Annotated in this window: 17 protein-coding genes and 1 tRNA gene; 5 read left to right on the forward strand and 13 right to left on the reverse strand. The window is 51.0% G+C overall.

What is annotated here, in order from left to right; translation table 11 throughout:
• Positions 1–604 precede the first annotated feature (604 nt).
• The 3 genes from GCWU000325_RS02590 to GCWU000325_RS02600 form a co-directional block, all read right to left on the reverse strand.
• Positions 605–680, reverse strand: a tRNA-His gene (locus tag GCWU000325_RS02590).
• A 232-nt stretch (positions 681–912) separates the two neighbouring features.
• Positions 913–1,284, reverse strand: coding sequence for a 50S ribosomal protein L19 (gene rplS, locus GCWU000325_RS02595; protein ID WP_006254457.1), 372 nt, complete (start codon positions 1,282–1,284; stop codon positions 913–915).
• Positions 1,285–1,546: 262 nt separating this feature from the next.
• Positions 1,547–4,585 (reverse strand): outer membrane beta-barrel protein, encoded by a 3,039-nt coding sequence (locus GCWU000325_RS02600; RefSeq protein WP_006254462.1) that lies wholly within the window; start codon positions 4,583–4,585, stop codon positions 1,547–1,549.
• A 253-nt stretch (positions 4,586–4,838) separates the two neighbouring features.
• Here GCWU000325_RS02600 and GCWU000325_RS02605 point away from each other — a divergent pair, with 253 nt between their 5' ends.
• Entirely contained in the window at positions 4,839–5,678 is an 840-nt protein-coding gene (locus GCWU000325_RS02605; RefSeq protein WP_006254465.1) for an AAA family ATPase, read from the forward strand.
• A 44-nt stretch (positions 5,679–5,722) separates the two neighbouring features.
• Entirely contained in the window at positions 5,723–6,805 is a 1,083-nt protein-coding gene (locus tag GCWU000325_RS02610; RefSeq protein ID WP_006254466.1) for a DUF4435 domain-containing protein, read from the forward strand.
• Positions 6,806–7,381: 576 nt separating this feature from the next.
• Here the strand turns inward: GCWU000325_RS02610 and GCWU000325_RS02615 are convergent.
• The 4 genes from GCWU000325_RS02615 to GCWU000325_RS12135 are packed head-to-tail and all read right to left on the reverse strand — an operon-like array spanning position 7,382 to position 13,377.
• A complete protein-coding gene (locus tag GCWU000325_RS02615; RefSeq protein ID WP_040598802.1) occupies positions 7,382–8,263 on the reverse strand; it encodes a carbohydrate kinase family protein in 882 nt (293 codons plus the stop codon).
• Between the two features lie 25 nt (positions 8,264–8,288).
• Positions 8,289–12,062, reverse strand: coding sequence for a type IX secretion system periplasmic lipoprotein PorW/SprE (porW, locus tag GCWU000325_RS02620; protein WP_006254469.1), 3,774 nt, complete (start codon positions 12,060–12,062; stop codon positions 8,289–8,291).
• A 29-nt stretch (positions 12,063–12,091) separates the two neighbouring features.
• Positions 12,092–12,904 carry a metal ABC transporter permease gene (locus tag GCWU000325_RS02625; RefSeq protein WP_006254470.1) on the reverse strand — a complete coding sequence of 271 codons (813 nt, stop codon included), beginning with the start codon at positions 12,902–12,904 and terminating at the stop codon, positions 12,092–12,094.
• Entirely contained in the window at positions 12,889–13,377 is a 489-nt protein-coding gene (locus tag GCWU000325_RS12135; protein WP_040598804.1) for a hypothetical protein, read from the reverse strand. Before GCWU000325_RS12135 ends, GCWU000325_RS02625 begins: the two co-directional genes overlap by 16 nt.
• Before the next feature lie 43 nt (positions 13,378–13,420).
• Between GCWU000325_RS12135 and lipA the strand changes: the two genes are divergently transcribed.
• Positions 13,421–14,329: a lipoyl synthase gene (lipA, locus tag GCWU000325_RS02635; RefSeq protein WP_040599202.1), complete on the forward strand. Its 909-nt coding sequence runs from the start codon at positions 13,421–13,423 to the stop codon at positions 14,327–14,329.
• Positions 14,330–14,458: 129 nt separating this feature from the next.
• On the opposite strand, the gene GCWU000325_RS02640 is transcribed toward lipA, so the two are convergent.
• On the reverse strand, positions 14,459–17,026 hold the full coding sequence (locus GCWU000325_RS02640) for a YfhO family protein (RefSeq protein WP_006254474.1): 2,568 nt from the start codon (positions 17,024–17,026) through the stop codon (positions 14,459–14,461).
• 172 nt (positions 17,027–17,198) lie between these two features.
• On the reverse strand, positions 17,199–18,347 hold the full coding sequence (locus GCWU000325_RS02645; RefSeq protein WP_006254475.1) for a glycosyltransferase family 4 protein: 1,149 nt from the start codon (positions 18,345–18,347) through the stop codon (positions 17,199–17,201).
• 192 nt (positions 18,348–18,539) lie between these two features.
• On the opposite strand from GCWU000325_RS02645, the gene GCWU000325_RS02650 reads away from it, so the two are divergent.
• Both GCWU000325_RS02650 and GCWU000325_RS11880 read left to right on the forward strand, forming a co-directional pair.
• Positions 18,540–19,283 (forward strand): lipopolysaccharide kinase InaA family protein, encoded by a 744-nt coding sequence (locus GCWU000325_RS02650; protein ID WP_006254477.1) that lies wholly within the window; start codon positions 18,540–18,542, stop codon positions 19,281–19,283.
• A gap of 594 nt (positions 19,284–19,877) precedes the next feature.
• On the forward strand, positions 19,878–20,024 hold the full coding sequence (locus GCWU000325_RS11880) for a hypothetical protein (RefSeq protein WP_006254481.1): 147 nt from the start codon (positions 19,878–19,880) through the stop codon (positions 20,022–20,024).
• A 35-nt stretch (positions 20,025–20,059) separates the two neighbouring features.
• On the opposite strand, the gene dacB is transcribed toward GCWU000325_RS11880, so the two are convergent.
• The 4 genes from dacB to GCWU000325_RS02670 all read right to left on the reverse strand — a co-directional run bounded on the left by dacB (position 20,060) and on the right by GCWU000325_RS02670 (position 25,232).
• On the reverse strand, positions 20,060–21,280 hold the full coding sequence (gene dacB, locus GCWU000325_RS02655) for a D-alanyl-D-alanine carboxypeptidase/D-alanyl-D-alanine endopeptidase (protein WP_006254482.1): 1,221 nt from the start codon (positions 21,278–21,280) through the stop codon (positions 20,060–20,062).
• Between the two features lie 102 nt (positions 21,281–21,382).
• Positions 21,383–21,913, reverse strand: coding sequence for an OmpH/Skp family outer membrane protein (locus GCWU000325_RS02660; protein WP_006254483.1), 531 nt, complete (start codon positions 21,911–21,913; stop codon positions 21,383–21,385).
• Between the two features lie 53 nt (positions 21,914–21,966).
• Positions 21,967–22,485 carry an OmpH/Skp family outer membrane protein gene (locus GCWU000325_RS02665; protein ID WP_040599209.1) on the reverse strand — a complete coding sequence of 173 codons (519 nt, stop codon included), beginning with the start codon at positions 22,483–22,485 and terminating at the stop codon, positions 21,967–21,969.
• Positions 22,486–22,604: 119 nt separating this feature from the next.
• The gene (locus GCWU000325_RS02670) at positions 22,605–25,232 is read right to left on the reverse strand and encodes a BamA/OMP85 family outer membrane protein (RefSeq protein ID WP_006254485.1); all 2,628 of its coding nucleotides are present in this window, start codon (positions 25,230–25,232) and stop codon (positions 22,605–22,607) included.
• Positions 25,233–25,234: the final 2 nt, after the last annotated feature.

Genomic DNA, 25,234 nt, shown 5'->3' on the forward strand with positions numbered 1-25,234 from the left:
TTTTGTCCTTCGATTACAAAACTCTTTTGGGGATAAGGACAACGCAGGTCTAAATATCAATCCGCACGGCGCGTCGGCGCATACTTCCCGCTTGGCTATGGTGCGGAAGTTTGGGCTTAGCACGCCGAAAATGGCACAGCGCAAAAACGAAGGTGCGATAATAGACTTTAATGGCCGGAAAAATACGGCGCAGACAAAGTCCTGCAAGTGGCGAAAAGGGAGTTGCGGCGCTTGTTATCGTGAGAAAAAAGGCTTCACATCACGATAAAAAAGGTGTGCTATCGTGAGAAAAAAGGTTTCACCTCACGATAAAAAACCTCGGCAGTAGAATATTCGCGCCTGTAACTACCTTGTCTGCTGAGTGATCATGGGGACGAAGGAGCACGAAATACGAGGAGAAGCATAAGACGCCGGTCAGCCGACGACCCATTGCGCCGCGCCATCGGCAACCTTTCGATCTTCCGACATACCAAGAGGGTGGAAGCGGACGTTTGGGCAACCTTGATGGGTCGCAGACGAGCCTTAAAAAGAGGACCGGGCGAGTAAAGAAAAAGAAACGAGGGGGTACAAAAAAGGAGGCAACGCGCGGCTGACTCCTTTAGAAGGGTGCAAGATGGGACTCGAACCCACGACATTCAGAACCACAATCTGACGCTCTAACCAACTGAACTACATGCACCATAATAACTCTTCCCGCTTGGAAAAGTAGTGCAAAGATACTGGTTTTTCCGTTTTGCGCAAACTATTTCCTAAAAAATCTGTGCAGGAAGCAGATTTTTTACTTCAGGAAGCACTTCTACTCGTGCAAAAGTGAGATGGTAGCCGGCAGCCTTCGGAGAGTGGCAACAAAAATAAAGCCACGGCAAAAACCCTTACGGATGCCGTGGCTTATATCGTCGTTGTTGAGCACTTTTATTTCTTAGCGTCTGAGAGGTTGGTACGTTTTTCGCGGATACGTGCCTTCTTACCTGTGAGCTTGCGCAGATAGTAGAGTTTCGCACGGCGTACTTTACCAATCTTATTGACTTCAATGCGGTCAATACTGGGAGAGTCCATCGGGAAAATACGCTCTACACCTACCGTACCTGACATTTTGCGAACGGTGAAGCGCTTCTTGTCGCCGTGACCCTTGATTTTGATAACAACACCACGATACAACTGAATACGTTCTTTGTTACCCTCGACAATTTTGTATGCTACGGTTACTGTGTCGCCGGCTTTGAAAGACGGCCTTTCTTGCTGCGCAGCAAAAGCTTCTTCTGCAACTTTGATTAAATCGACCATTGTTTTGTAGGATTTATTTGTTGATATGTCGGTTCCTCACGTCGTGTCCGGCCACTTTGATTCCGGATAGTGGGCGCGGGAAAAGCGGTGCAAAAATACGAATTTCGGCGAAAACAGGGAAATTTTTAAGGATTTATTCTTCCTTTATCGTAAAAAACTATGCTGCGCTTAGCTTTGCACCTTCGGTTCTAAACAGATAAGGAGAGCCTCAAAAGCCCTCCTTATATTATATAATGTGTCAGTACTTACGCTGCAAGCAGACTTAACGGCGATGTCCGCCGCCAAATCCGCCGAGAGGAGGGCCGGGAAACTGACCGCGTCGACGGCCGCCTTCGCCTTTCTCGCGGCTACCGGCCTTGCCGTTGAAGATATTCAAGCGATAGCTGAGGTTAATCATAAAGTAAGAGTTGACAGCATTGATCCAAGAGTCGCGCCGCATTTGAGCTGTGACGCTCCGACTCACGTTGCTTTGCCGGTGAAGCAGATCATAAAAACGCACGCTTAGGGTCAAGGACTTATCATGTAAGAAGCCTTGCGCGATTTGTGCGTTCCACAACAACTCGTTTGTGTTCATCGCGCGATCAACATAGCCGCGGCGACTGCTCATTTGGATGTCGGAAGAAACAGTCATACCCCAAGGCAAGGAAATATTGCCCGAAAGGCCGTAAGCGTACAACCAAGCGCTCAGATTACCGGCCGTCTGAAGCGAATTGCGCGTATGTTCGTAGTCTAAAGTGCCGATTAAGCCAATATCAAAGAAGGAGGCGCGATACGTAAAATTGAGGTCCTCACGAATATCTAAGCTCCGCGCGGAATTTTTAACAGCCGGCGTAGAGTCGAACACACTATTATAATAGGATGCACGCGGGTTGGCTTTGATGGATGCAGCGGGACGCAGCAGCGATTGGAACAAAGCGGGCGCCAAAGCGGGAGAACTGATGCGACTAATGAAGCCCACGTCGTTGCGGAATTCAACATCGGTGAAGGTGCTTAAGGAGAATTGTTTGTTCTTACCAAAACTAAAGTTGTAGATAAACGTACCATCTAAGTCCCAACTACCGTTTATGTTCTCCGGACGTGAGTAGCGCACACCCGTAGCATCGTTGTAGATGACGCGCGTACTGATGGAATTGGTCGTATGTGCAAAGGATAGGTGGGCCATAATGCCGGCTTGGCGCGCCGGATTATAACCATAATAGGACGCACGCAAGGTATTGGTCCAAGAGGGCTTGAGACCGGGATTACCCATCGAGATATTAAGCGGATCGGAATTGTCGACGACGTCGAGCAAATTGGTCATTGACGGCTGACCGGCTTTACCTCGGTAACGGATGTCGATAGAATTGGTCTTGGACATGCGATAACGGAAGCGCAAGGTCGGAGATACGTTAAAGACAGAGCGCGTTATGAGGGTATCGAGCTGACTTGGGCGAGTGTATTGCATCTTCGTGCGCTGCGGATCGAAAGAAACACCGGCATAGAAGCGAATATTCTTCGTATCATATCGAAGATCCAAATCTACGCTATTGTTGAAGTAGCGGTAGGTGGCATACTGGCTGTTGTCTAAATCGCGCACGGTTTCTAAAATCTGCGCATCGGTCGGCAAAGTGCCAAGGCGCGGGTAAGCGTTTGCGTTCCCGTAAGTCAGCGGGTCAAGTTTATCCAAGTCATAGAGGGATCTGCGACCGTCTTGGTACTTATAAGAATATTCATAACGCACTTGGGCGTACCAATTCTTGCCTAAAGGCTCTACGTAACCGAAGCGGGCGCTGTAGCCATAGCTCTCAGTCGGCGAGGTTTCGTATTGGTTGAGGAAACTTGCGGGCTTTCCGGTATAATAAGTAATATCTGAAACGTTGAAACGCTTGCTGTTGGCGTGCGTATATTCTCCATTCAAGCGCAAATTCACGTTGCGGCCCTTGCGAGCAAAGCGCCGAACGAGATGAAGCTCAAGATTGGCGGTATTTGTATTGCCGTGGCTGAACGTTTCCGAGAAGTTGCGGTTGACAGCAATGGGGGTCAGGATTGTATTGTGATTGCTAAAGATAGAATCAAGAGGATTCTCGACGCCGGCGAAAGTGTACGGATTCTTATTAAACGTTGCCGAGCGCGATTTTCCGTTGTTGCGGGTTGCATTATGGCTGAAACCGGGTTCTATTCCAATAAACGTCAATGAATCCGGGTTCCAACGCAACTCAGCATTAGCCCAAAAGCTGTTGGTGTGGCTGTAGCTGTGTTGATTTCCATTTACGAAAGAGCTTGTTCCGCCCGAGGTTAGGAAATTTTCCGTCGAAGTAATAGAATTTAAGTCTACGTCGCGATGCGAATAGCGTACATTTCCTTCTACTTCAAAGTGCCCTGCTTTTTGTTGCTCTATCTTGTTGTCCCAATAAAAGTCGAGGCCGACCATTTTTGAAGCCGTCAAGCCTTTATTCCCGCCAAACGAATGCGGGCCGCCGAAGCCTTGGTCATTTGTGTTGTTCAGGCTGCTAAAGAGCGAGATTCGGCTGTTATCCGTAAAGCGCGTAGCAAACAAACGATCCGAATAGCGTCCGTGATTCCCGGCTCCAAGATCAACATTTGTAATCCAAGAATCGTTGAGCGCCTTCTTAGTCGAAATATCCAGCACCGTCACCTCTTCTCCGTCGTCTATTCCCGTTTGTTGGGCGTAGTCGCTCTTTTTGTCATACGCTTTAATCTTGCCCACGATGTCCGTCGGCAGATTTTTCATCACCGTTTTCGTATCTCCTTTAAAGAAGTCCTTACCGTTGAGTAAGAATTGCTTGACTGTTTTTCCGTTCCATCGAATGGTGCCATCGTCGCTCACGCTTACACCCGGCAACTGCTTGACCAGCGCTTCGACGGTCGAGCCTGTCGGCGTGCGATATGCGGAAGCGTTAAACTGCGTCGTATCTCCGATCTGCTGCATACGGGCTGAGCGTCCATAAACTATGGCTGCCGCGAGCGTATTCTCCTCCGTCTTCATACTTATGATGCCCAAATCAGCCGTTTCGTTGTGATCATTGATCGTAATGTAGCGAAGTGCCTCTTCGTAGCCCGTATAACTAAACCGCACGAGATAACTTCCGGGCTGATCCATATGGATTACAAACTGCCCAAGGCTATCCGTCAGTGCACCTCTGACAAAGGCGCTGTCGCTTTGCTGCAAAATTGAGATCGAAACATAAGGGAGTTTGGCCATCGTTTGCGCATTTTCGACCGACCCTTGTACTTGATAGCGTTGCGCCTGCACCATTAAGAAAGCAGAAAGCAGCAGAAGTAAGGACACTATTCTTTTCATATAACTAATCAGGCTTTACTGAGCGTGTAGAAATTTATGTTTAAGTGGCAAAAATACAAAAACATTTTACAGCTCGCAGTTTCTTTTTGAAGAATATGACTGATGAATGAGAAATGGGCACGCATTAAAAATCTTTCTTTGTTTTTCCATCTAAAAACTTTACAACGACAAAAAAAACTCGTATCTTCGCTTTGAGGGCTTAAAATCAAACAGAGAAGAGCCATTGACCCACAATTCTGCAACAAAATCTATTATGAAATACGCCGAATACATAAAAAAAGTAGACATCACCAGCCTTTGGAGCGGCAGGAAGCACATTGTTTGGACCTTGCGTCCGGATGTAAACGTCTTAAGCGGAAGAAACGGCGAAGGAAAGAGCACGATCCTCAACAAACTCGTGCATTATCTGCACGAAGCGCCGCAAACGGGCGAACTACAACACGTCACGCGACAAGGCGTGCGCATTGATTTTCATCCACAAAGCGCCGACAGCGTCCGCTATGACCTGATTCGCAGTTTTGATCGCCAGATCGTGCAGAGCGAGGCACTTTCCAAGATCACGGACCAAAAGCTTTGGACCGAGCTTGATTGGCAATTATACCTCTTGCAGCGGCGTTATCTCGACTACCAGGTAAATGTGGGCAACCGAATGATAGCTTTGCTCACCAAGGGCAGCCCCGAAGCGCGCCAAGAGGCAGAAGAAGCCGCAAAGATCAAGACGCGCTTCCAAGACATGATTGATGATTTGTTTGCAGAAACGGGAAAAACGATAGACCGACAAAGCAACGAACTGCAATTTCAGCAATACGACGAGACGCTTTCGCCTTACGTCTTATCCAGTGGCGAAAAACAGATTCTTCTCATCCTCTTAACGGCCCTGACGGAGGACCGCCAGCCCTACGTGTTCTTTATGGACGAACCCGAAGCCAGTTTACACTTCGAGTGGCAAAAGCAATTGATCTCCCTCGTGCGCGAACTAAATCCGCGAGCGCAGATTATCCTGACCACACACTCGCCCGCTGTAATCATGGATGGTTGGCAAGACGCCGTCACGGAAGTATCCGACATTACGCTCAACGGGCATAAGCATTAACAACTCCATCGCCACGTCCTGTTACTCCTCTTACTGAATGCTTTATGGCCAAACGTCTTTCGCGCAATCTCAATTCCGACTACATAGCAGCAATGAATCGCCTCGACGGCAAGCACCGCCGGCGCCGAATCATCGCCTATGTCGAGAGTTTCGACGATGTCAGCTTCTGGCGAAACCTGCTACAGCCGCTCGAGAGCGAGCATTATTATTTTGAGATTATGCTCCCCTCGCGCTCCTCTTTGCGCAAGGGCAAGAAGACCGTACTGCAAAACGAGCTGGGGCCGCAATTGGGTAAGTATATGATAGCCTGCGTCGATGCCGACTATGATTATGCCCTGCAAGGCGCAACGCTCACCTCAAGAATCCTGTGTACCAATCCTTATGTCTTTCATACCTACGTCTATGCTATTGAAAACTATCAATGCTATGCCCCTTCGCTCCACGCAGCTTGCGTTATGGCCACACTCAACGACCACCATCTCTTCGACTTCGAGGCTTTTCTGACCGACTATTCACGGGCTATTTATCCCTTGTTCATATGGAACATCTGGTGTTATCGCACCGGCTATTACCCGCAGTTTTCCATGCTCGATTTTTATCACATCGTGATGCTCACGCGTCTCGACTATTTTCACCCCGAGCGCACAATCGCAGCCTTACGTCGCAGAGTCAACGCAAAAATAGCCCGTTTGCAGCAGCAGTTTCCCGAAGCAAAATCCACCTACAAACCATTATCTGAGGAGTTGGAGCGCTTAGGCTTAGACGAAGACCATACATATTTATATATGCGTGGTCACGATTTGTTTGAAGGTGTCGTTGCGCCACTCTTGCAAGGCATTTGCGACACGCTACGCAAGGAGCGGGAGCGCGAAATTCACCGTTTGGCCGTACATTATACGCAAGAGCAAAACGAACTTGCCGGTTATCGCCACAGCATACTCCCGATTGAAGATGTGCTGAGGCGACAGGCGGGCTACACGACTTGCCCGGCTTACCTCCGTGTGCAAGCCGACGTGCGCCGTTTCTTGCAATCCATCACGCCAGCACCTCTACCGCCTGCTGAGGCTCAATCGGCGCCGACCGCTGCAGATCTCCCGCCTTCTGGCAATCAATCGGCAAAGTCTTAGGCCTGCCTACCGACAAAATCGCCCCTCACACTCCCCTTCTCAACCCAATCAAATAAGAGGCTGTCCTGAAATGTGAAGCCTCTGCTTGGCGGCACTACTGCGAAGTGTCATCACGCCCCGAAAAAACACGAACGGTCTATGCTTCCGTCTTTTTTAGGGAAGTGGCAAACTGATTTTCAACGTACAACATTTCCATTTTGCACCGCTGCGCATCATCATTGACCGCGCGAAAAATTGGCGCACGCAGTTTTTTCTCACGACAAAAAAGGCTTCACCTCGTGAGAAAAAAGGTTTACGCTCACGACAAAAAAGGTTTGCGCTCGTGATAGAAAACCTGCAGAGCCGATCTTTGCACCACCAAAAGCCAAAGGTGCGCACGTACAGATTAAGGCGGCGCAACACAAGAACAAAGCAGCGGCCTACATTTTCACTGAAATGTAGGCCGCTTTAACGATACTGCGATTATCAAACGCGAAGAGGTGATTATGCGTAAGGCGTGCGAGAGGCGCGCCATAGATGCGGCTTGATGAAATGCAGTCGGCAGCATAAAAACCTGCCACTAAGGGCAGTTGTATCTCATTTTAAGCAGGTGCGAATCTTCGCCGGCAAAATGGGCATTGCACCATGCTGCGTGCAAACAAAGGCGGAGACGTCGACAGCCAAGCGATGGGCGAAGTGAATATCGCGCCCACAAAGGAAAGAAGCGACAAAGGCGGCGGTAAAGGAGTCGCCCGCGCCTACCGTATCAGCCACTTCTACGCAGGGGGTGGGAAGAAAACTTTCGTCGCCGGCCGTGAAGACGTAACTACCTTGGATGCCGCAAGTCAAAACGACGATCTTGATGGAGAAATGCTCGGCCAACTGGCGACAACGTTCAGCTATGCTGCCTTTCAATTGGAACAAATGGGATACGATTTCAAGTTCCTCATCGTTGATCTTTAAGATATTGCAGGCTCTCAGCGAACTTTCGATAACGCCGGCACTGTAGAAGTGTTGGCGAAGGTTGATATCGAAAATTTTGCAACTCTCCACGGGCATTTCTTCCAAGAAGCGGTTGATCGTGCGCCGAGATACGTCGCTACGCTGTGCGAGACTGCCAAAACAGAATGCGACGGTATCGCGCGCCAACTCCTTCAAACTGGGCGTAAAGGCGATGTTGTCCCACGCCACGCCCTCAAAGATCTGGTAAGAAGGAACTCCCTCGGCATCCAGCGAGACCTCGACCGTGCCGGTTGGGAAGGGTACGATCTGCAAACTGACCTCTAAGCCTTTATCAGCCAACAGTTGTTGGGCCAAACGGCCTAAGTCGTCATCACCCAAAGCACTTACGACGCAGCTACGCAACCCCAGTTGGCGGGCGTGGTAAGCAAAGTTGGCGGGAGCGCCACCTAAGGCGGCGCCGGCGGGGAGAAGATCGAAAAGAACTTCACCCATACCTACAACATACTGATTATTCATATCTCGTCTCTTTAGTTTGTGGTTGCTATGCGGGATACCATTCGCCATCGTCCTCTTGCTTTTGCGGATTTTCCTTTTGCGGAGTATCCTTTTTCGGCGTTTCAGACTGTTTATCTTGGTTCTTGGTCTCTTTCTTTTGCGTCGGATCAGTCGTCTTTTGCTTTGCAGGCTGCTGCGGCTTCGTCTTGGCCGGCGTCTTCTTTGTCGGCGTGCCCTTCTTTTGCTGCTTCGCCGGCTGTTGCTTAGCCGGTTCTTTAGCCGGTTGTTGTTCTTCTTCCTGCTTTACCGGTTTCTCCGTCTTCGCGGGCGGATCGTCCGGATAGCTATCATCATCTTCGGGGACGACAGGCGGAGGCGGAGGCGTCGGTTCTTGCTTCTGCTTCGCGGGTTCAGCCTTCGGATCGGCCTCTTGCTTATCCTTCGTCGGCTCTTGCTTATCTTGCTTTTGCTCAGTCTTACCCTTAGCAGGTTCGGCCTTGTCCTGCTGCGGATCGGTCTTGCCCTTAGCAGGGTCTTGCTTATCCTGCTTTTGTTCGGTCTTATCTTTCGTGGGTTCGGCCTTGTCCTTAGCCGGCTCTTGCTTATCTTGCTTTTGTTCGGTCTTATCCTTCGTGGTCTCAGCCTTATCCTTCGACGGTTCAGTTTGATTCTGCTCAGGTTCTACCTGACGCGCCTCCTTCTTCGACGCCTTCTCAACAGAATTAACGTTGTCTTTCTCGGGATAACTCTTATCTGTATCGGAGATAATTACAGGCTTGGTCGCAACGGAATCGACGTTTTCGGTCGGCAAACCGGGTTTTGCAGTCTGCAAACTATCTTTTTGGTCCGTCTGTTTCACGACTTTAGGATAGATCGGATTGATCTTGTCTTCATAACGCTGACTGCCGGGCGCATAATTCTCATCCAGCGGCAAATCAGTATTGAGCTTAAGCGGCGCAAACGCCTTGTCGTAGAACCGCTGATAGTCTACGAAGCTGAAGACTCGAGGTATCAGCGCCAGATTCTCGTCTGAAATCAGATAAACGTGGGTACGACGCAACTGGTTAGCCAATGCCGGCGACTTGAATACGCTTTGTGCGTAGCGGTGCGCCTCATCAAAACTTCTGAATCCGCTTACGGAGAAGGTAACAACGTTGAGTACGCGACTGCGCTCTTTCTCCGCGTTCTTGCCTTTCAAGTTGTAGAGCTCGCCGGCGTAGAGCGCCATATTTTGCTTCAATATATCGAAATTGCGAACGTAGAAATTAGAGAAATTGAACTGGGCTAAATCGTACAACAAACGGTTGTCGTCGAGCGAATCTCTGATATAAGCCACCAAGAACAAGAAGTTGGCGCGTCGGTTCCCATTAAACGTAGGCGCCTTTCCGTTTTTCGTCGCGCTCAAAGAGTCGTTCGGCGCATTACGAAGCGCCCATAGGCCGCCGAAGTCCATACCGCCGGATCCAACTTTCCGTCCTGCTTGCAGGCCTTTCACGATTTGTTCCGCCATAGGTTGAAGTTCGCTCTTCGGATACTGCTTGACGAGCGTCGACAACGCGTCTTCAGCCGATTTGTATTCGCCTCGGTTCAAGCGCGTCAAAGCCTGAACAAACAAGAACTTGTCGCGGTTTGCCCCATCCGGATATTTCTGCGTCGAGCGTTCGAAGTTGGCGCCGACGGTCGCGAAATCGCCCTTCCGATACGCATTATAAGTAGCGGCATACAAGGAATCCTCGAACTGCACCGCAAATTGCGCGTCGTGCAAATAGTTTGGATCTTGCAAGCGCTTGCTAATCGCGCTGTCGGGGAAGTGTTCGACGAGCAGACGCTTGTATTGCTCGGCCTCAAGCGGCTTCTGCCAGCGCATATACAAGAGATAGAGCTGATAATAAGCGTCCTGCAAGCGATCAAACTTAGGATAGTGGCGCACAAGTCGCTCCAGCGTGCGCGCAGCTAAAGGAAAATCGGTCAAATCATCCTTCTCAATGACGCCGGCATTGTAGAGCGCGTTCTGCAAGATTAAGTTTGAGGCCTCCTTTGCCTCTTCCGTGAAAGGAAGTTGCTTTAGATAATACGCCCGATTGTGCGGATCGTCCTCCGGTTTTAGTTTTTGTTCGTCCGTATCCGCAGCCAAGGAATCAGCAGCCTGACTCAAGCTGTCGGCATTTGGATTCACTTCGCCGTTGGGCCCAAGGAAAGCGCCGGCGGCCTTTTGCGAGCGGCGCCAATAGTCTTCATTCTTACGCCGGCCCCATTGCCGCGCGAAATCTTGCTTACCCTGCGCTACGAGCATCGGATTATAAAAATAGAAGGCCTGACTCTGCGTCGAGCGCCTTAAGCTCGGCCGCAACGGCGTTTCACTTGCAAAATCCGATCCCCCATCCTGCTGCCGTTCAGCCTCAGCTTGCTCGCGGCGCTCCGCGGCTTCTTTCTTTTTCAAGGCAGTTATGACGCGGTCTATCGCAGCATTGCGCTCTGATTCCGGAGCTACGGCCAAGGCCTGCAAACTATCCTGCAACTGTATCGCACTCGTATGCGGCACAAGTTTGTCCAAAACCTTCGTGCGCTTTTCTGTCAGTTCGTAGTCCGCACCTTTTTTATCTATCAACGCAAGTGCCTCCGTGTAGCACCCTTGCGCCAAGTCGAAGCGCTCACGATCCCAATACAACTCACCGAGTCGCAGCAAGAGCAATCCCTTTTCAGGTCCCGCTTTCGTCGCTTTCGTTCGCCCATGTTCATACGCCGTGATCGCAGCTGTCGTATCGCGCCGAGCCAAGTAGATATTGCCCATTGCATAATAAACTTGGTCGAGATAATCTTTGTTCTTGTCGGCCCGCGCCATTGAGCGGAGGCGTCTGATCATCCCTTCCGAAGCGGCGCGTGTACTAATCGCCGGCAGGCGGTCTGACGGACTGCGGAGCGAATCCGATTGGCCGACAGGGACGGCTTGAAAAGCCACGACTTCAGTCTGTAGAATGCGAGCGTTGAAGGCTAATTCGTAAGGCGGACTCAAACTAATGCAGCGCCCCAAGGCTTTATAGGCTTCGTCGTTGCGGCCCTGCTGCCGGCAGAGTTGGCCCAGCAAATAGTAGAGGCGAGCTTTAAGTAAGCGGCGCGGTTCACGCTTTGCAGCAAGTCGGAGTCGCGGCAAGGCCTCCGCATAGCGCGCTTGGCGCAAGAGGAGATCTGCCTGCGTCGTCTCAACCTCGCGCTGCAAGCGTCCGGGTATGGAGTCGCGGTGCAGGCGATTGAGCGCATCCTCCGCATCATAGAACCAATCGAGTTGGGCATAGCAGCGCGCCATCCACAAGCGGGCTTCGTTGGCCACGATGGGTTCGGCTGCGTATAAGCGTGTGATGTAAGAGAAGGTAGATGCAGCCTCGAGGAAGTCGCCTTTCTGAAACTGCGCCTTACCCATCAGCAACCAAGCATTTTTGAGGAAGGGGTTAAACTCCTTGCGCTTCAAGTAAGCCTTCATTTCCGGCGTGCGGGTCTTGTTGGCATTCAAGACGGGCTTACGCTTGATCGAGTGGGTTCGAATCGCTTTTTCGCACTTCTCAATGGTGACGTCAAACTGCCCGCTCCCGGCACTTCGCGAGGCTTCATTGCCCACGAGAAATACGGGCAGGAGTTTGGTATAATTGTCTTTGTTCGTATTTTCCTTTGATTGCAAGCCCTCTTTGTAGGCTTCGTGCCCATTATAATAGGTATTGTATTTCGTCGTAAAGGATTGCCAAAAACGCGTGCTTGCCGTGTTCTCCTTCGTTGAGCATCCAACGAGAAGAACGACCAATATCAGGAGCGCTATAATCTTTTTCACCTTACGAACAACGAGGGTTGATGACTATACTAACTTATTTTCCTTGTTTTTATTGCTTTGATGAAGCGACAAAGTCCGTATTGCAGGATCATACAGATCGTAATACACGCCCCGCCGGGCAGATTTTGCAGAGCGGCGACCCATAAGCCGCAAACGATACCGGAAAAGGCAAAGAGACCGGCGCAAAGCATCATACTGCGAAACGTGCGGCAGAAGATGGCGGCCGTCTGTTGCGGCACTGACAGCAAAGATATGACCAACACGATCCCAACCATACGCAGCGAAACGACGAGCGTGAGCGCCATAAACAGGATCATCAAGGCCTCGATCCATCTGACGGGCAAGCCCTGCGTGACGGCGAAATCGCGATCATAAGCTATGGTGACGATGGGCGTAAGCAGGAGGCCGAAGAACAGGCCTACGGCAACCACGAGCAGGAGCAGGAGCCAAAGATCTTCGTGCGTGATGAAGAGGATATTGCCGAAAAGATAGGAGGGCAAATCGGTCATAAAGCCGGGCGTGAGATAGGCGAACAAGATGCCCAAACTCATACCGAGCGTCCAAAGCATGGCGATGGCCGCGTCCTCGCGCACATTGCGCCGACTGAGAAAATCGATGCTATAACCGGAAAATACGGCAAAAAGCGCGGCACCTAGCAGCGGAGAGAAGCCCAGATAAGCACCCAATCCCACGCCGCCGAGCGAAGCGTGGGCCATGCCGCCACCAACGATCACCATGCGGCGCGTGACGACGTAAGTGCCGACCATCGCGCAAAGGATGCTGACGAGCAAGCCGCCAAGGAGGGCGTTTCTGAAAAACTCGTATGCTAACATGTCTGCCATTCAGCCTTCAAAGTTAGGTAAAGCACACAACACGACCAATTCTTTCTCTCTTTTCTTCGCGCCAAGGCGTCGGCCGAAGCGGGACGACAGCGCATCAGCATCGGCTTATGAACGCGGACAAAGTATTGGCGAAGAAAGCCGTCTGCGGCGGCGCGGAAAAGATTGCAACCGGCCCTGCAAACGCTGCGATTTGTGGACTTGTATAGTTTGATAATGAATCGAAAATGCAGCCACCAGCGATCGTTTGGTGGGAGCAAACCATCGTTTGGTGGGAGCAAATCATCGTTTGGCGGCAGCAAACCATTGTTTGGCGGCAGCAAACGATGCAGCGTCGCGACATTGATGAGTCGTTGGCTGCCTGTCAGCAAGGAAAAACAAACTGCGTCCACGGGCAAATGCCACGCCGGCAACTGTAGCCGCACTTTATCGGCGGGGAGTTTGAGCAGAACGTAAAAAATAATGTATCTTTGCAAGACTTATCCAAGCTTGGTAATTTACAAGCGTATATTTAGAGAAATGGAACACGACAAAATAAAACGCGGGAGCTATCTGCGCAAACCGCGCTGGCTCTATAGCAAGATAGAAGGCGGAGAAAAGTTTAGCTTCGTCGAAAAAACGGTAGAGGAAAACGGACTGCATACGATTTGCTCCAGCGGAAAATGTCCGAATAAAGGGCACTGCTGGAAATGTGGTACGGCTACGTTTATGATTCTCGGCGACCGCTGTACGCGGGCCTGCCGCTTCTGCGCCACGCTTACGGGCCGACCGCTTCCGCCCGAACCGAATGAGCCGGAAAAAGTGGCGCGCAGCATTCGGCTGATGGAGCTAAAACATTGTGTGATAACTTCCGTTGACCGCGATGACCTTCCCGACAAGGGAGCGGGCCACTGGGCTGCGACGATTCGCGCCATACGAGCTGCCAATCCGGATGTGGTGATTGAAGTCTTGATTCCGGACTATCGCGGCGAGGAACTGCGCACTGTATTAGAGGCGCGGCCGGACATTGTAGGCCACAATCTGGAAACCGTTCGCCGCCTGACGCCGTCTATCCGCAGCAGGGCGACGTATGAGAACAGTTTGGGTGTCTTGCAGGAAGTGGCGGCCGCCGGATTTTTGGCCAAAACGGGCATTATGCTGGGCTTAGGCGAAACGCCGGAAGAGGTGGAGGAACTCCTGCGCGATGCGCACGCTGCGGGTTGCCGTATGATTACGATCGGACAGTACTTGCAGCCCGGTCCGGCGCAAGTTGACGTCAAAGAATACGTACACCCTGATCAATTTGCGGCATATAAAGATTACGCGCTCAACTTAGGGTTCGATAGTGCCGAGAGTTCGCCGCTCGTGCGCTCGTCTTTCATGGCCGAGCGCTCGTTCGTGGAAATGCTGGTTAAGAAAAAGCGCCAAAAGGAAGCGGAACAAGTATAGCGAAATTAGTTTGCCGCTCTTCCCGTTTCATCATTGGGCATATAAAAAGCCGGGTTTGCTTGAAGCAAACCCGGCTTTTCGCTTGTTTATCTGCGTCGGCAGCAAGGGCTTTTACCCCCTGCTGCGCGTTTAATCTTTCGCTTCGGCCTGACGATTGCGACGTAAGCGTAAGGCGATGAGCAGCAGGAGGACAAAAATCACAGCGATGGCGCTGAAAGCAATCGCTTCTGTCACGGAAATGCTCGTCGGGCGATATTCCATCACCACAAGATGCTTGCCGGCCGAGACTTTCAAGGCGCGCAGCAAATAGTTGACGCGGCCAATCTCGACGGGCTGACCGTCGACCGTGGCCTTCCAGCCGGGATAGTAGATTTCGCTAAATACGATCAAACCGCCCTTGTCGCTGGTCACTTCGTAGCGCACTTCATTTGGCTTGCGCTGCGTCAGATGAACGCTGCCGGTGCCTAAAGGCGAGCCGTCAAGTGCGGTGCGGAAGCGCTTGTCGGCCACGGCTGCATGCTTCGTATCCAAACGCTTGAGGGCAGCCATCTCTGCATCGGGCGTGTCGACATATTTTACGTCAGTCACGAACCAAGCATTGCCGTTGGCATAAGGATTCTGAAGGGCCTGAGCGGCTTGTGCACCGAAGATGATCCATTTTGCGTTGAGCATATTCAAAACCGGCGCCAAACTATCGCCAGGAACGCGCTGCATATCGCCACCCGCCATATTGACTGCGCCTAAGAAGCCTTGCAACTCATCGTTCAAGCAGCGGTCGATCAGGTCTTGATAGCGGTGCAACTTGGCAGCATTGTAACCACCTATGCTCTGGAAGAAGTAGGCCGTGCGGTTGCTCGTCTCGTTAAACGGATTGCCCTCGCTGAGGTTCAATACGCGGAAGTCGGTTTTATCCTTGCGCACGACGTCTTCGGCCGCGGACGGGGTCAACGTTTGCATTTGTACGGGATCGGTAAAGGAGGCGTCGTTGAGGTAATGTTTGTCGACTTGCCACAAATCAAAGAGGCAAACGACAAACAGGCCAACGCAAAGCATCCAAGACTTGATCATACCGCGCAAATAAAGCCACAAGAGGCCGACGCCTACCAATATAATAAGGAGCGAACGCAAAGCTGAAGCGGCCAAAATGGCGTGGTGCATATCGGAAATTGCGCCGCGGTAACTATTGACAAAGTCGAAGCCTAAGGCAGAACCCATCGCGGTGAGTGCGGCATCGTCTTTCGCGCTGATACAATCGCCCGCAAGACTCGGGAATAGCCACAAAAGCAGGCAGAGGCCGGCCGTAAGGGCTGAAGCGACGGAGAAAGCAATTTTGCCGCGCTTTGTTCCGAAGACGTCGGCGGGACTTTTAATCAGGCGGGCCAAAGCTAACATGGCCAACAAAGGAATGGCAAACTCAGCCACGACGAGTGCCGAACTGGGCGTGCGGAATTTATTGTAAAGCGGCAGATGATCGATACAGAAATTGGTAAAGGCGGGATTGTTATGGCCCCACGCGAAGAGGAAAGAAAGCACGGTGGAAGCCAAAAGTGCCCACTTCAGAGGCCCACGCACGAAGAAGAGACCAAAGATAAAGAGGAAGCAAACGAAAGCGCCAACATAAACGGGGCCGACGGTGAAGGGTTGGTCGCCCCAATATTGATCTAATCCGGGCGGAGTGACTTGTTGTCCGCTCTTGGCCGCGATTTCCTGGAAGCGGCCTGCGGCCTGATAAAAGCGATCATAGCCGTTGAGTTCGTCAACATTGGGACGATCTAAAATGCTACCGGAACCTCCGCCGTTAAAATCGGGAACAAGCAGCGTAAAACTCTCGCCTACGCCGTAGCTCCATTGCGTAATATAGTCGCGATCTAAGCCGCCGTCCGTCGCTTGTGCTTTCTCGGGCGTCAGCGGAGAGAGTTCGGCGGGTCCACGCATAGACAGTTTTGAGTATTCGTAGGTATGATACAGGTTAGAAACGTTAGCTAATAAGCCCACAACGCCGGCTAAGAGAACCACGCCCGTAGCTTTGGCCCACTGAGGTAGGACCTTGCGGCGCGCAGCATCGATGCCGTATGCCAAGATAAGGAAGAACATGACAAAGGCAAAGTAGTAGGACATCTGAATGTGGTTGGACATAATTTGAAAGGCGGTAAAGAGCGCCGTAACAAAAGATCCCCAGAGTAGCTTTCCACGATAGCAGAGTATAACGCCGGCAATCGTGGGCGGAATAAAGGTCAAGGTCATCACTTTCCAAATGTGCCCCGCCGCAATAATGATGCAGAAGTACGAGGAGAAGGCCCAGACGATCGCGCCCAAGGCCGCCAGCCACGGGCGGAAATTGAAGGCGCGCAATAATATGTAGAAGCCCAACAAAAATAGGAAGAGATAGAGTACCGGTCCTGAAGTAAAGAGTCCGTAAGCTTTAGCAAAGAATCCCAAATACGAACTCGATTCATAGGCCGGCGCGATCTGATAAGTCGGCATTCCGCTAAAGAGCGTGTTCGTCCAGCGCGTTTGCTCGCCGGTTGCGGCCACGTATTCTGCATTCTCACGCCCTTGGCCCACAGCGGCCATCGCGTCGTGGCCGCCCAAGACCAGCCCTTGGCTAATCGGCGTCATAAAATAAGTAAAAGCGATCACGAGAAACAGCAATACAGCTATCGCGTCGCCGGAAATTTTCTTCAAGAAAGTATTCATTGTCGTTTTATTTTTTGACTGGGTTAAGGGCGATCGGCCCTGCGCTTGCAAAAGTAGCAATTATAATCGGCGCAGGCGCTACTGTACCCGAAAAAGGCCCATCTTTATGGCCGAAGGCGGCCGCCGGCGCTAAGCAAGACGCCGCAGCGTTATCGGAGGTCAGGCCTTCGACTTACAAACGTCCGGTAATAACCTCTTCGTACAAATCGTGCATCCGGCGGGCCAAGGTATCGGGCGAGAAAGTCGTTTGTGCGTGCTCCAAACCGCGCGTTATCATCGCTTGGCGGCGCGATTCGTCATTGACAACGACTTGCAGCGCGGCCGTCAACTCCTCAACGCTGTCGGGCGCGACGTATAAGGCGGCGGGGCCGCCTGCTTCGGGCAAACTCGAGACGGAAGTGGTCACGACGGGGCAGCTACTCAGCATCGCTTCGACCACGGGCAGGCCGAAACCTTCGTAGAAAGAAGGATAGACGAAGGCGCGCGCACAGCAGTAGAGCGCTTGCAGATCCTCGTTGTTCCGAATGTGCGACAAGAAGCGTATGATAGCGTCCAAATGGTGTTCGGCCACATACTTCCGCACCTCGGCTTCGTATTCGCGGCCTCGTCCTACGATCAAGAGCGGCAGGCGGTCGGCGGCGGGGAGTTGCTCTACGGCTTTCACCAATCCGAGCAGATTTTTGCGCGAATTGATGGCACCCACATATAATAAATAATCCTGCGGCAAATCTTCAACCGCCACGCGGGCAATCCTGTGCGCCATTTCGGGTGTCGGAGGATGATAGAACAAAGGTTGCGCAGGCTGATAAACCACGCTGATTTTTTCTTCGCCGACGCCATAATACTGCATCACGTCGCGCTTTGTAGACTCGCTAATAGCCACGATGCGCGTAGCGTAGCGGCAAGCGTAGCGCGCTTTGAGGTCATAAATGCGCCGATCGATCGCATGATACATTTGCGGAAACGTATGCCAAGCTACGTCGTGCATCGTGACGACCGAGGGGATGCGCCGCCGCACCAAGCCGACGGGCAATTCGTGGCTCAAGCCGTGGAATAAGTCGACTCGATCTTTAGCAGCGCGGCCGGCAAGGCCGAAAGTGCGCCAAAAGCCTCCGGGAAGCAAAGCCCCCGGGCGCACAACGCGGCAACGATTGCGCCGGATATAAGGCTGCGTCTGCTCCGTAGCGCGCACCTTGGGCGTATAAAGCAGGTGCAAATCTTCCGGATAGTTTTTCAATTGTCCGTCCAGCAGCGTCCTACTGTAGTTTCCCAGTCCGGTAAAGTTGTTAAACAGCCTCTTGGCGTCGTAAGCAATTCTCATAAAGTGGTTTTCAATCGCGGACGAAAATACGCTAATTTAAGTTTTTAACCAAATAATTTGGCTGTTTTTACGGCCTACGCTACTTTTGCCCTCACTTAAATGCGCCGCGTGCCCTTTTCCGCTATGTTCCTTCTGACGAGGCGCGCGCGAAGGCCTTACGATCACCCTCTTTTGAATCAATTACGCCACACATTGAAAATTCTGACGAATCCCAAGATTGACGCGGCGCGTCCTTTTATGGACCGCATCGTGAGCGAGTTTGAAAACGGACGCAGTTTGCGCGAAAGTCGCAACAGCATACGCGTATGTGTTTTCGAGGGAGAAGAATTTAACGTCAAGCGCTATGGGCGTCCGCGCGGCTGGCGCAAGCTGGTCTACTCGCTCTTTCGCACGCCGAAAGGCTTGCGCGCCTATACGTATCCGGCGCGTTTGCTGGCAGCGGGCATAGAGACGCCGGAAGCCGTCGGGTATCGGGAAGAGCGCGAGGGACTTTGGCTTACGAGCAGCTATTTCGTAAGTAGGCAATGCCCCTATTCGCGGCGCTTCTACGAGTTTGCGGAAGTGCAACTCACGCCTGAGAATATGGAAATCATCGCGCAGTTTGCCGCCCTGGCAGCTCGCATGCACGAACAAGGCATCTTGCATCGCGACTTCTCGCCGGGCAATATTTTGTTTGATCAAGTGGAAGGAAAATGGCGCTTCTCTTTAGTAGACACGAACCGGATGTATTTCGGGCCGGTAAGCGTGCGCCGCGGCTGCAAAAACTTCGCCCGTCTGTGGGGGCAGACCTGCTTTTTTGAATTGCTCGCCTTGAAATATGCCGAGGCGCGCGGGGCGAATGCGGCCGACTGCTTGAAATGGATGTTGGCAGCCCGCAAAAAATTTTGGTTGCGCTATATTCGCCGCCACAGCCGCCCCTTTGCCATCGACCTCTGAGGCAAAGGCGTAGGCGAAAGGTGCAACGCCGACAACCCACGTTCTTTTTAGTTCGCCTAACGATGTATATAAATAATCGTTGGCAGCTTTTCTTTTGTCGACAAGTCCTGCTACGCCTCTACACATAGCTACGGCATCTACGTCCAATGGAATTGCGGATGCGGCACACCCACTTTCTTTTTCTTCTGACTTTACGACGTTACACGTCGTTTTTTTCACCTGAGGCGGCAAGGCTCTTTTGGGGGACACGGTCGCGGCAATGGTGTGCAAAGGTTGGACTTTGCCTCGTGCGGCAACGCGTATGTTCAGTCTCTCCATCCCACGATTTTAGTTTACGCTCACGAGCGTACACCTTTTTTATCGTGAGCGTACACCTTTACGCTCGTGAGCGCAAACCTTTATTCTCGTGAGCGCAAACGCGGCAGGTCCGTTTCGGCGAAAAATAGTTGGGAGAATATAGGAGCGTTATCCCACGCAAAACATAGCGTTTCGGCGCACTAAGCAATACTTATTCGGAGAGTGGGCGATGAAGTGTGGCAATGCCTCGAACGAAAAAGGGAGAGCCGGCTTGCGCAATAGGACGCAGGCTGGGAAATGTGGAGAATAGAGGGGCGAAAAGAAGTGTTCGTTTCACCTAAAAAGAAAGAAGATGGCGCCGTGCCGAATGGAGGCGGTGCAGACTTTCGGCGGCGTATAAAAGGCGGCGAAAGCAGCGTTGACAAACGAAGATGCAACGACTGAAAGTAAGCGAGGGAGACGGCGACGGCGGGACAGGCTTAAGGAGCAGTCATCGCTTCGCACACTTTATCTTGGAAGCGGTGGGCTACCGACTGGCGCAAGATGCCTTGATTCATAATGGCAAAACAGAGGGTATGGCCGTTGGGGGCTGTGCAATAGCCCGAGAGGGTGCTGACGCCTTCCAAGGTGCCGGTCTTTGCGGAGACGTTAGCGTAAGCCGGACCGGAGGTCATACGTTTGCGCAAGGTGCCGTCGACGCCGGCAAGCGGAAGCGAGGGCTGCAGGTGCAGGAAGATGCCTTCGTGGGTATAGGCGTAGCGGAGAAAAGCGGTCAGCAAGCGGGGGGAGGCGTAATTGTATAAACTGAGGCCGCTTCCGTCGGCAAAACTGAAATCGGCGGGCGCGAGGCCTTGATGGCGTGCTAATTCTTTAATATATGCCACGGCTTGTTTGCGGCCGGCATAGGCTTTTCCGCTGTGGGCGGCCAACTGATAAAAGAGTGCCTCAGCATAAAGGTTGTCGCTCTGCTTCATCATGCGGAGCAATATTTGATCAATCGTGTGGCTGCGCACGGTCCAGAGCGATGCGCCGGAAGAGATGCGCCCCTCGATCAAGCTGCCGGCAAGCCTGATGCCGGCGTCTTTCAAAGCGGCAGAGAGGGCTGCGGTAAAGTTGTCGCGCTGATTGTAGAGCAAGGGGGTGAGCGGCGGGTTGTCGTCGTCCCAACACCAGCCCCAACCTAAACGGGCAGAGTCTTTGAGGGAGAGATCTAAAATGACGTCGCCGGCAATGGCGCGCACACCTCGTGCATTCAAGGCGTGGATCAAGGCCCAGAGGTCGTCGTGGCCGAAACGGGGATCGAAACCACCCTTGATGTAGATGTTGCCTTCGAGCGTCGAGTCGTTGATGCTCCCTTCGCCGTAGAGCGAGGTGCGAAAGTTGAAGTCGGTACCTAATTGTGAAAGGGCCGTCACGGCGGTGATGACTTTCTGGTTGGACGCGGGGCGCATCAGTTGGTCAGCACCAAAAGCTAAGATGGTGCTGTCGGCCGTAAGGTCGTAAATATGCAGGCCCACTTGCGAACGGGTGAGGAGCTCGGGCGTCAACAAACTGTCGACGCGCTGACAGATTTTGATGGCTGTACTGTCGTCGGCCATTTGCATGCCGACCGTCTTTGCCTCGGCCGGACTAAAGCTGAGACTAAAACCACCAATAACGGAGAGGAGCAGCAGGAGCAGCGTTCTGAAGGAGGCGTGCATCGTAAAGAAAACTTGAGGATTCGTTATTTTGCAGAAAACCTCTCCCCCCGAGGGGGAAGAGGAAGTATATAGAATATTTGAGTTCGGTAGTGCGTAAAAAAATTACTTCTTAGCGCTGCTTGCAGACAAGCCCAACTTCGTGCGGATCTTTGCCGTTACGTTCTCGCTCAAAGCGGGATTGATGAAAATACCGGCCGATTGGGCTGCATTGCTGTCCATAATGTAGACGTAATTGCCTTCTTTAGCAACAGCATTGATAGCATCCATCACTTTTGTGATGATGGGCTGCATTTTTTGCGAAGATGCTTCTTGCAAAGCTTTTTCGTCATCGGCTCTGGCTTGGTCGAGCTTCTGGCTAAGTTCGGCTAATTCTTGCTGACGACGAGAGCGGATATTTTCGGGGGTCTTGTCGTTGACCTCTTGTTGGAACTTTTCGTATTTCGTCTGCAATTCTTTTTGCATATCTTCAAGATCCTTCTTAAACTTATCTTGCATGCTTTGCAGTTCGGTCTGTGCTGTTTTGTAGGCCGGCATATCTTGGATAATGCTAGCGTAATCAAACTGAGCATACTTTTGAGCAAATAGGCTCAAGGGGGCTACGAAAAGAGCCAGCAACAAAATCTTTTTCAACATGTTTCTATCTGTTTTTAATTATTATGCACTTTAATGTCGCGAAAGTAGGCAATTTAATTGGAGTAACCTAATTTGGCGAGTACTTCGTTACTAATATCAATGGAGGGAGATGCGAAGATGATACCTGCCGTCTCACTGGCGCGATCCAAAATCAATTGGAAGCCGCGCTGATCGGCGATGGACTTGATCGCACTGTAAATATCGTCCTGAATAGGGCGGATAAGGCTTTCGCGCTTTTTGTATAATTCACCCTCGGGACCAAAATATTTCTTCTTCAATTCGGACGCTTCTTTCTCTTTAGCGACAATGGCTTGCTCGCGCTCTTTCTTCTGGTCGGCAGAAAGGAAGACTGACTCGCTCTGATACTTCTTGTAGAGGGTCTTGGCTTCGGTATCTTTGGCCTCGACTTCGGCTTGCCATTTCTTGGAAACTTGATTTAATTGCTCGTTGGCACGCTCATAGGCGGGGATGTTGCCCATAATGTATTCCATATCAACTAAGGCGAACTTCTGTGCCGCCGCCTGCAAAGTAAATGCTCCTAAAAGGAGGAACAGCATCAAAAACTTTTTCATTCTAATTATGCTTTTATCGTTCGTTCTCTTTCTTAATACATTATTCATGACGGCTCATCGCGGGGCTTGTTACGCTATCGGGCAACAATTTATGCACTCGTCAAGAAAAAGCGGGGCGATCAGAACTCTTGATTCATTATAAAGTGGATCTGGCTGCCACCTGCTTTTACGCCGTTGATTCTCTTTTGAAAACCGTAGGCCCAATCTATACCTAAAATTCCGATCATCGGCAACATAACGCGAACACCGAGACCGGCAGAACGCTTCATGTTGAAGGGATTGAAGTCTTTGACGTTGGTCCAAGCGTTACCGCCTTCTAAGAATCCGAGTACGAAAATATTGGTTGAACCCTCGAGTAGCAGAGGGTAGCGCAACTCTACGCTCATACGACTATAGGCATAAGCATTCGTACCGGTATTTCCTGCCAATGAACCATTGTCGTAACCACGCAAACCGATGGTCTCGGTGGCATAGCCATAGGACATTCCGCCCATACCATCGCCACCGACATAATAGGTTTCGAAAGGCGACTTGTTGTATTTATTGTAAGAACCTAAGATACCAAACTCGGCGCGCGTCATCAATACCGGCGTTTTGTTGGAACTGGTGAGTGCGGTATACGTGCGGAACTTCAGCTTCCACTTGTTATATTCGATCCAACGGTACTTTTCTTGCGCTTCTTTCTGATAGGTGGCGCTTCGCGGATTGGTGGCAAGATTTTTATAGTCTTTGCCGTTCCACGCAGAGAAAGGCGGAGTGGCTGAAACGGAGAATAGGAAATCAGAACCGCGGCGCGGGAAGAACATATTATCCGTAGAGTTGCGGCTCAAACTCAACGTGAGGTTGATGTTATTACTATTACCATTGGTGAAGAGGAAGTACTCCCAAGATTTCATCATATAGCGTGTGTAGGAGAGTTCGGCCGTGAACATAAAATAATCATCCGGCCAACGCAAACGTTTACCGAAGCCGAGCGAAATGCCCAACATCTTGACGTACTTATCGGGATCGTAATAGTTTGTATAATTGTAGTAATTGGAATTAGATCCGTAACCGCCATACATATACCCATTATAGATATTATTATAGTAGTTACGGTCGTAATAACTCGAAGCCACTGACGTCTGCTTTGAATAGGAAATGGAGAAAGACAGCTGGTTGGGGCGCTTTCCGCCGAACCAGGGTTCTAAGAATGAAAGCGAATAGCTCTGATAATAGGAGGCATTGGTCTGCGCATTGATCGAGAGCGTCTGATTATCGCCTTGCGGGAGGAAGACTCTGTGTTTCGCGCCTTTCTTAAAGAGATTCTGTATAGAGAAGTTGGTAAACTTCACGCCGACCGTACCGATAATACCCGTCGGCCCCCAACCTGCTGAAATCTGAAATTGATCACCGCCCTTTGGCGTCAGCGGATAGGAAATATCTACCGTTCCGTTTTGAGGATCGGGCTTGATGGCCGAGCTCATAGCTTTTCCCAAGGCTTCCGGATCAAACTGATTCATTTGTGAAAGATCCATCACAGAGCGCTTGATAGCCTCCATACTAAAGAGGTCACCAGGCTTGGTGCGCAATTCGCGGCGAATAACGTTTTCGTAAACACGGGTATTGCCGGAAATATTCACACGATTAAACGTCGCTTGTCGGCCTTCACTAACGCGCATCTCCAAGTCGATCGAGTCGCCATCAATGGTCATTTCGACGGGTTCTACGTTGTTGAAAACGTAACCGTTGTTGTAATATAGATTACGCACAGCGTCGTCATCTTCATTTAAGCGCTTACTCAAAAGCGTCTGATTATAGATATCGCCTCTTTTCAACTGTAGAATGTTCTGCAAAATCACAGTGGGATAAACAGTATTTCCAACCCAGTTGATATTGCGAATATAATATTTCTTTCCTTTATCTAAATTGATGTAGACGTTGACGTAGTCCGGCTTCGTTGCAGCAACCGAATCCGCAGTTATGATTGCGTCGCGATAGCCCCAAGCATTAAGGCGATTGAGCACGTATGTCTTATCTTCTTCGTACTTCTCGGGCAAGAATTTTTTCGAGCGAAAGAAGTTGATCAAACTCTTTTCGCGCGTTTTCTTCATCGCACGTTTAAGTTTGGAAGCTTCTTTGTGCGACACGCCGGTAATATAGATATGCTCGACTTTAACTTTATTGCTCTTATCTATATCTATATCGATGAGCACGTTGTTTTCTTTCGTAACATCATCCTTCATTCGAATGTCGATCGCGGCATTCTTAAAACCTTTATCATCAAAATAACGCTTAATGATAATCTTAGCGCGATTAACCATATCCTGCGTAATCTGTCCGCCGACTCTCAAGCCTATACTCTTTTCCAAGGCTTCACGTTCCGACTTCTTCACGCCGGAATAAACGATGCTGGAAATGCGCGGCTGCGCCTTTAGATGCACGTGCAGATATATTGTGTTGCCCACAATACTATCCGCCGTAAGTGAAACGTCAGAGAAGAGTTTCTGCTCCCAATAGCGGCGCACTACTTCCGACATATCTGCGCCGGGCACTTCATACGTGGCGCCAATCTCCAAGCCTGCGATGCTCTGCAACAAATCGGGGTCAAACCCGCTGACACCATCGACGACCAATCCACCCAGCACATATTTCGCGGGCGAAACAGTATAAGTAATATCCGGATTAACTTGTTTGAAAGTATTCTGAGCGTATGCTGCCCCAACCATCAAGGAGAAGAGCAAGACTAACAGCGGTCGTATTTTCATAT

It is taken from the genome of Alloprevotella tannerae ATCC 51259 (assembly GCF_000159995.1).
Taxonomy (GTDB): Bacteria; Bacteroidota; Bacteroidia; order Bacteroidales; family Bacteroidaceae; genus Alloprevotella; species Alloprevotella tannerae.

What these genes read in the sequence shown, in the direction of transcription:
- rplS (WP_006254457.1), bottom strand. Translation starts at nt 1,284, where the DNA reads ATGGTCGATTTAATCAAAGTTGCAGAAGAAGCTTTTGCTGCGCAGCAA.
- GCWU000325_RS02600 (WP_006254462.1), bottom strand. Translation starts at nt 4,585, where the DNA reads ATGAAAAGAATAGTGTCCTTACTTCTGCTGCTTTCTGCTTTCTTAATG.
- GCWU000325_RS02605 (WP_006254465.1), top strand. Translation starts at nt 4,839, where the DNA reads ATGAAATACGCCGAATACATAAAAAAAGTAGACATCACCAGCCTTTGG.
- GCWU000325_RS02610 (WP_006254466.1), top strand. Translation starts at nt 5,723, where the DNA reads ATGGCCAAACGTCTTTCGCGCAATCTCAATTCCGACTACATAGCAGCA.
- GCWU000325_RS02615 (WP_040598802.1), bottom strand. Translation starts at nt 8,263, where the DNA reads ATGAATAATCAGTATGTTGTAGGTATGGGTGAAGTTCTTTTCGATCTT.
- GCWU000325_RS02625 (WP_006254470.1), bottom strand. Translation starts at nt 12,904, where the DNA reads ATGGCAGACATGTTAGCATACGAGTTTTTCAGAAACGCCCTCCTTGGC.
- lipA (WP_040599202.1), top strand. Translation starts at nt 13,421, where the DNA reads ATGGAACACGACAAAATAAAACGCGGGAGCTATCTGCGCAAACCGCGC.
- GCWU000325_RS02640 (WP_006254474.1), bottom strand. Translation starts at nt 17,026, where the DNA reads ATGAATACTTTCTTGAAGAAAATTTCCGGCGACGCGATAGCTGTATTG.
- GCWU000325_RS02645 (WP_006254475.1), bottom strand. Translation starts at nt 18,347, where the DNA reads ATGAGAATTGCTTACGACGCCAAGAGGCTGTTTAACAACTTTACCGGA.
- GCWU000325_RS11880 (WP_006254481.1), top strand. Translation starts at nt 19,878, where the DNA reads ATGTGGAGAATAGAGGGGCGAAAAGAAGTGTTCGTTTCACCTAAAAAG.
- dacB (WP_006254482.1), bottom strand. Translation starts at nt 21,280, where the DNA reads ATGCACGCCTCCTTCAGAACGCTGCTCCTGCTGCTCCTCTCCGTTATT.
- GCWU000325_RS02660 (WP_006254483.1), bottom strand. Translation starts at nt 21,913, where the DNA reads ATGTTGAAAAAGATTTTGTTGCTGGCTCTTTTCGTAGCCCCCTTGAGC.
- GCWU000325_RS02665 (WP_040599209.1), bottom strand. Translation starts at nt 22,485, where the DNA reads ATGAAAAAGTTTTTGATGCTGTTCCTCCTTTTAGGAGCATTTACTTTG.
- GCWU000325_RS02670 (WP_006254485.1), bottom strand. Translation starts at nt 25,232, where the DNA reads ATGAAAATACGACCGCTGTTAGTCTTGCTCTTCTCCTTGATGGTTGGG.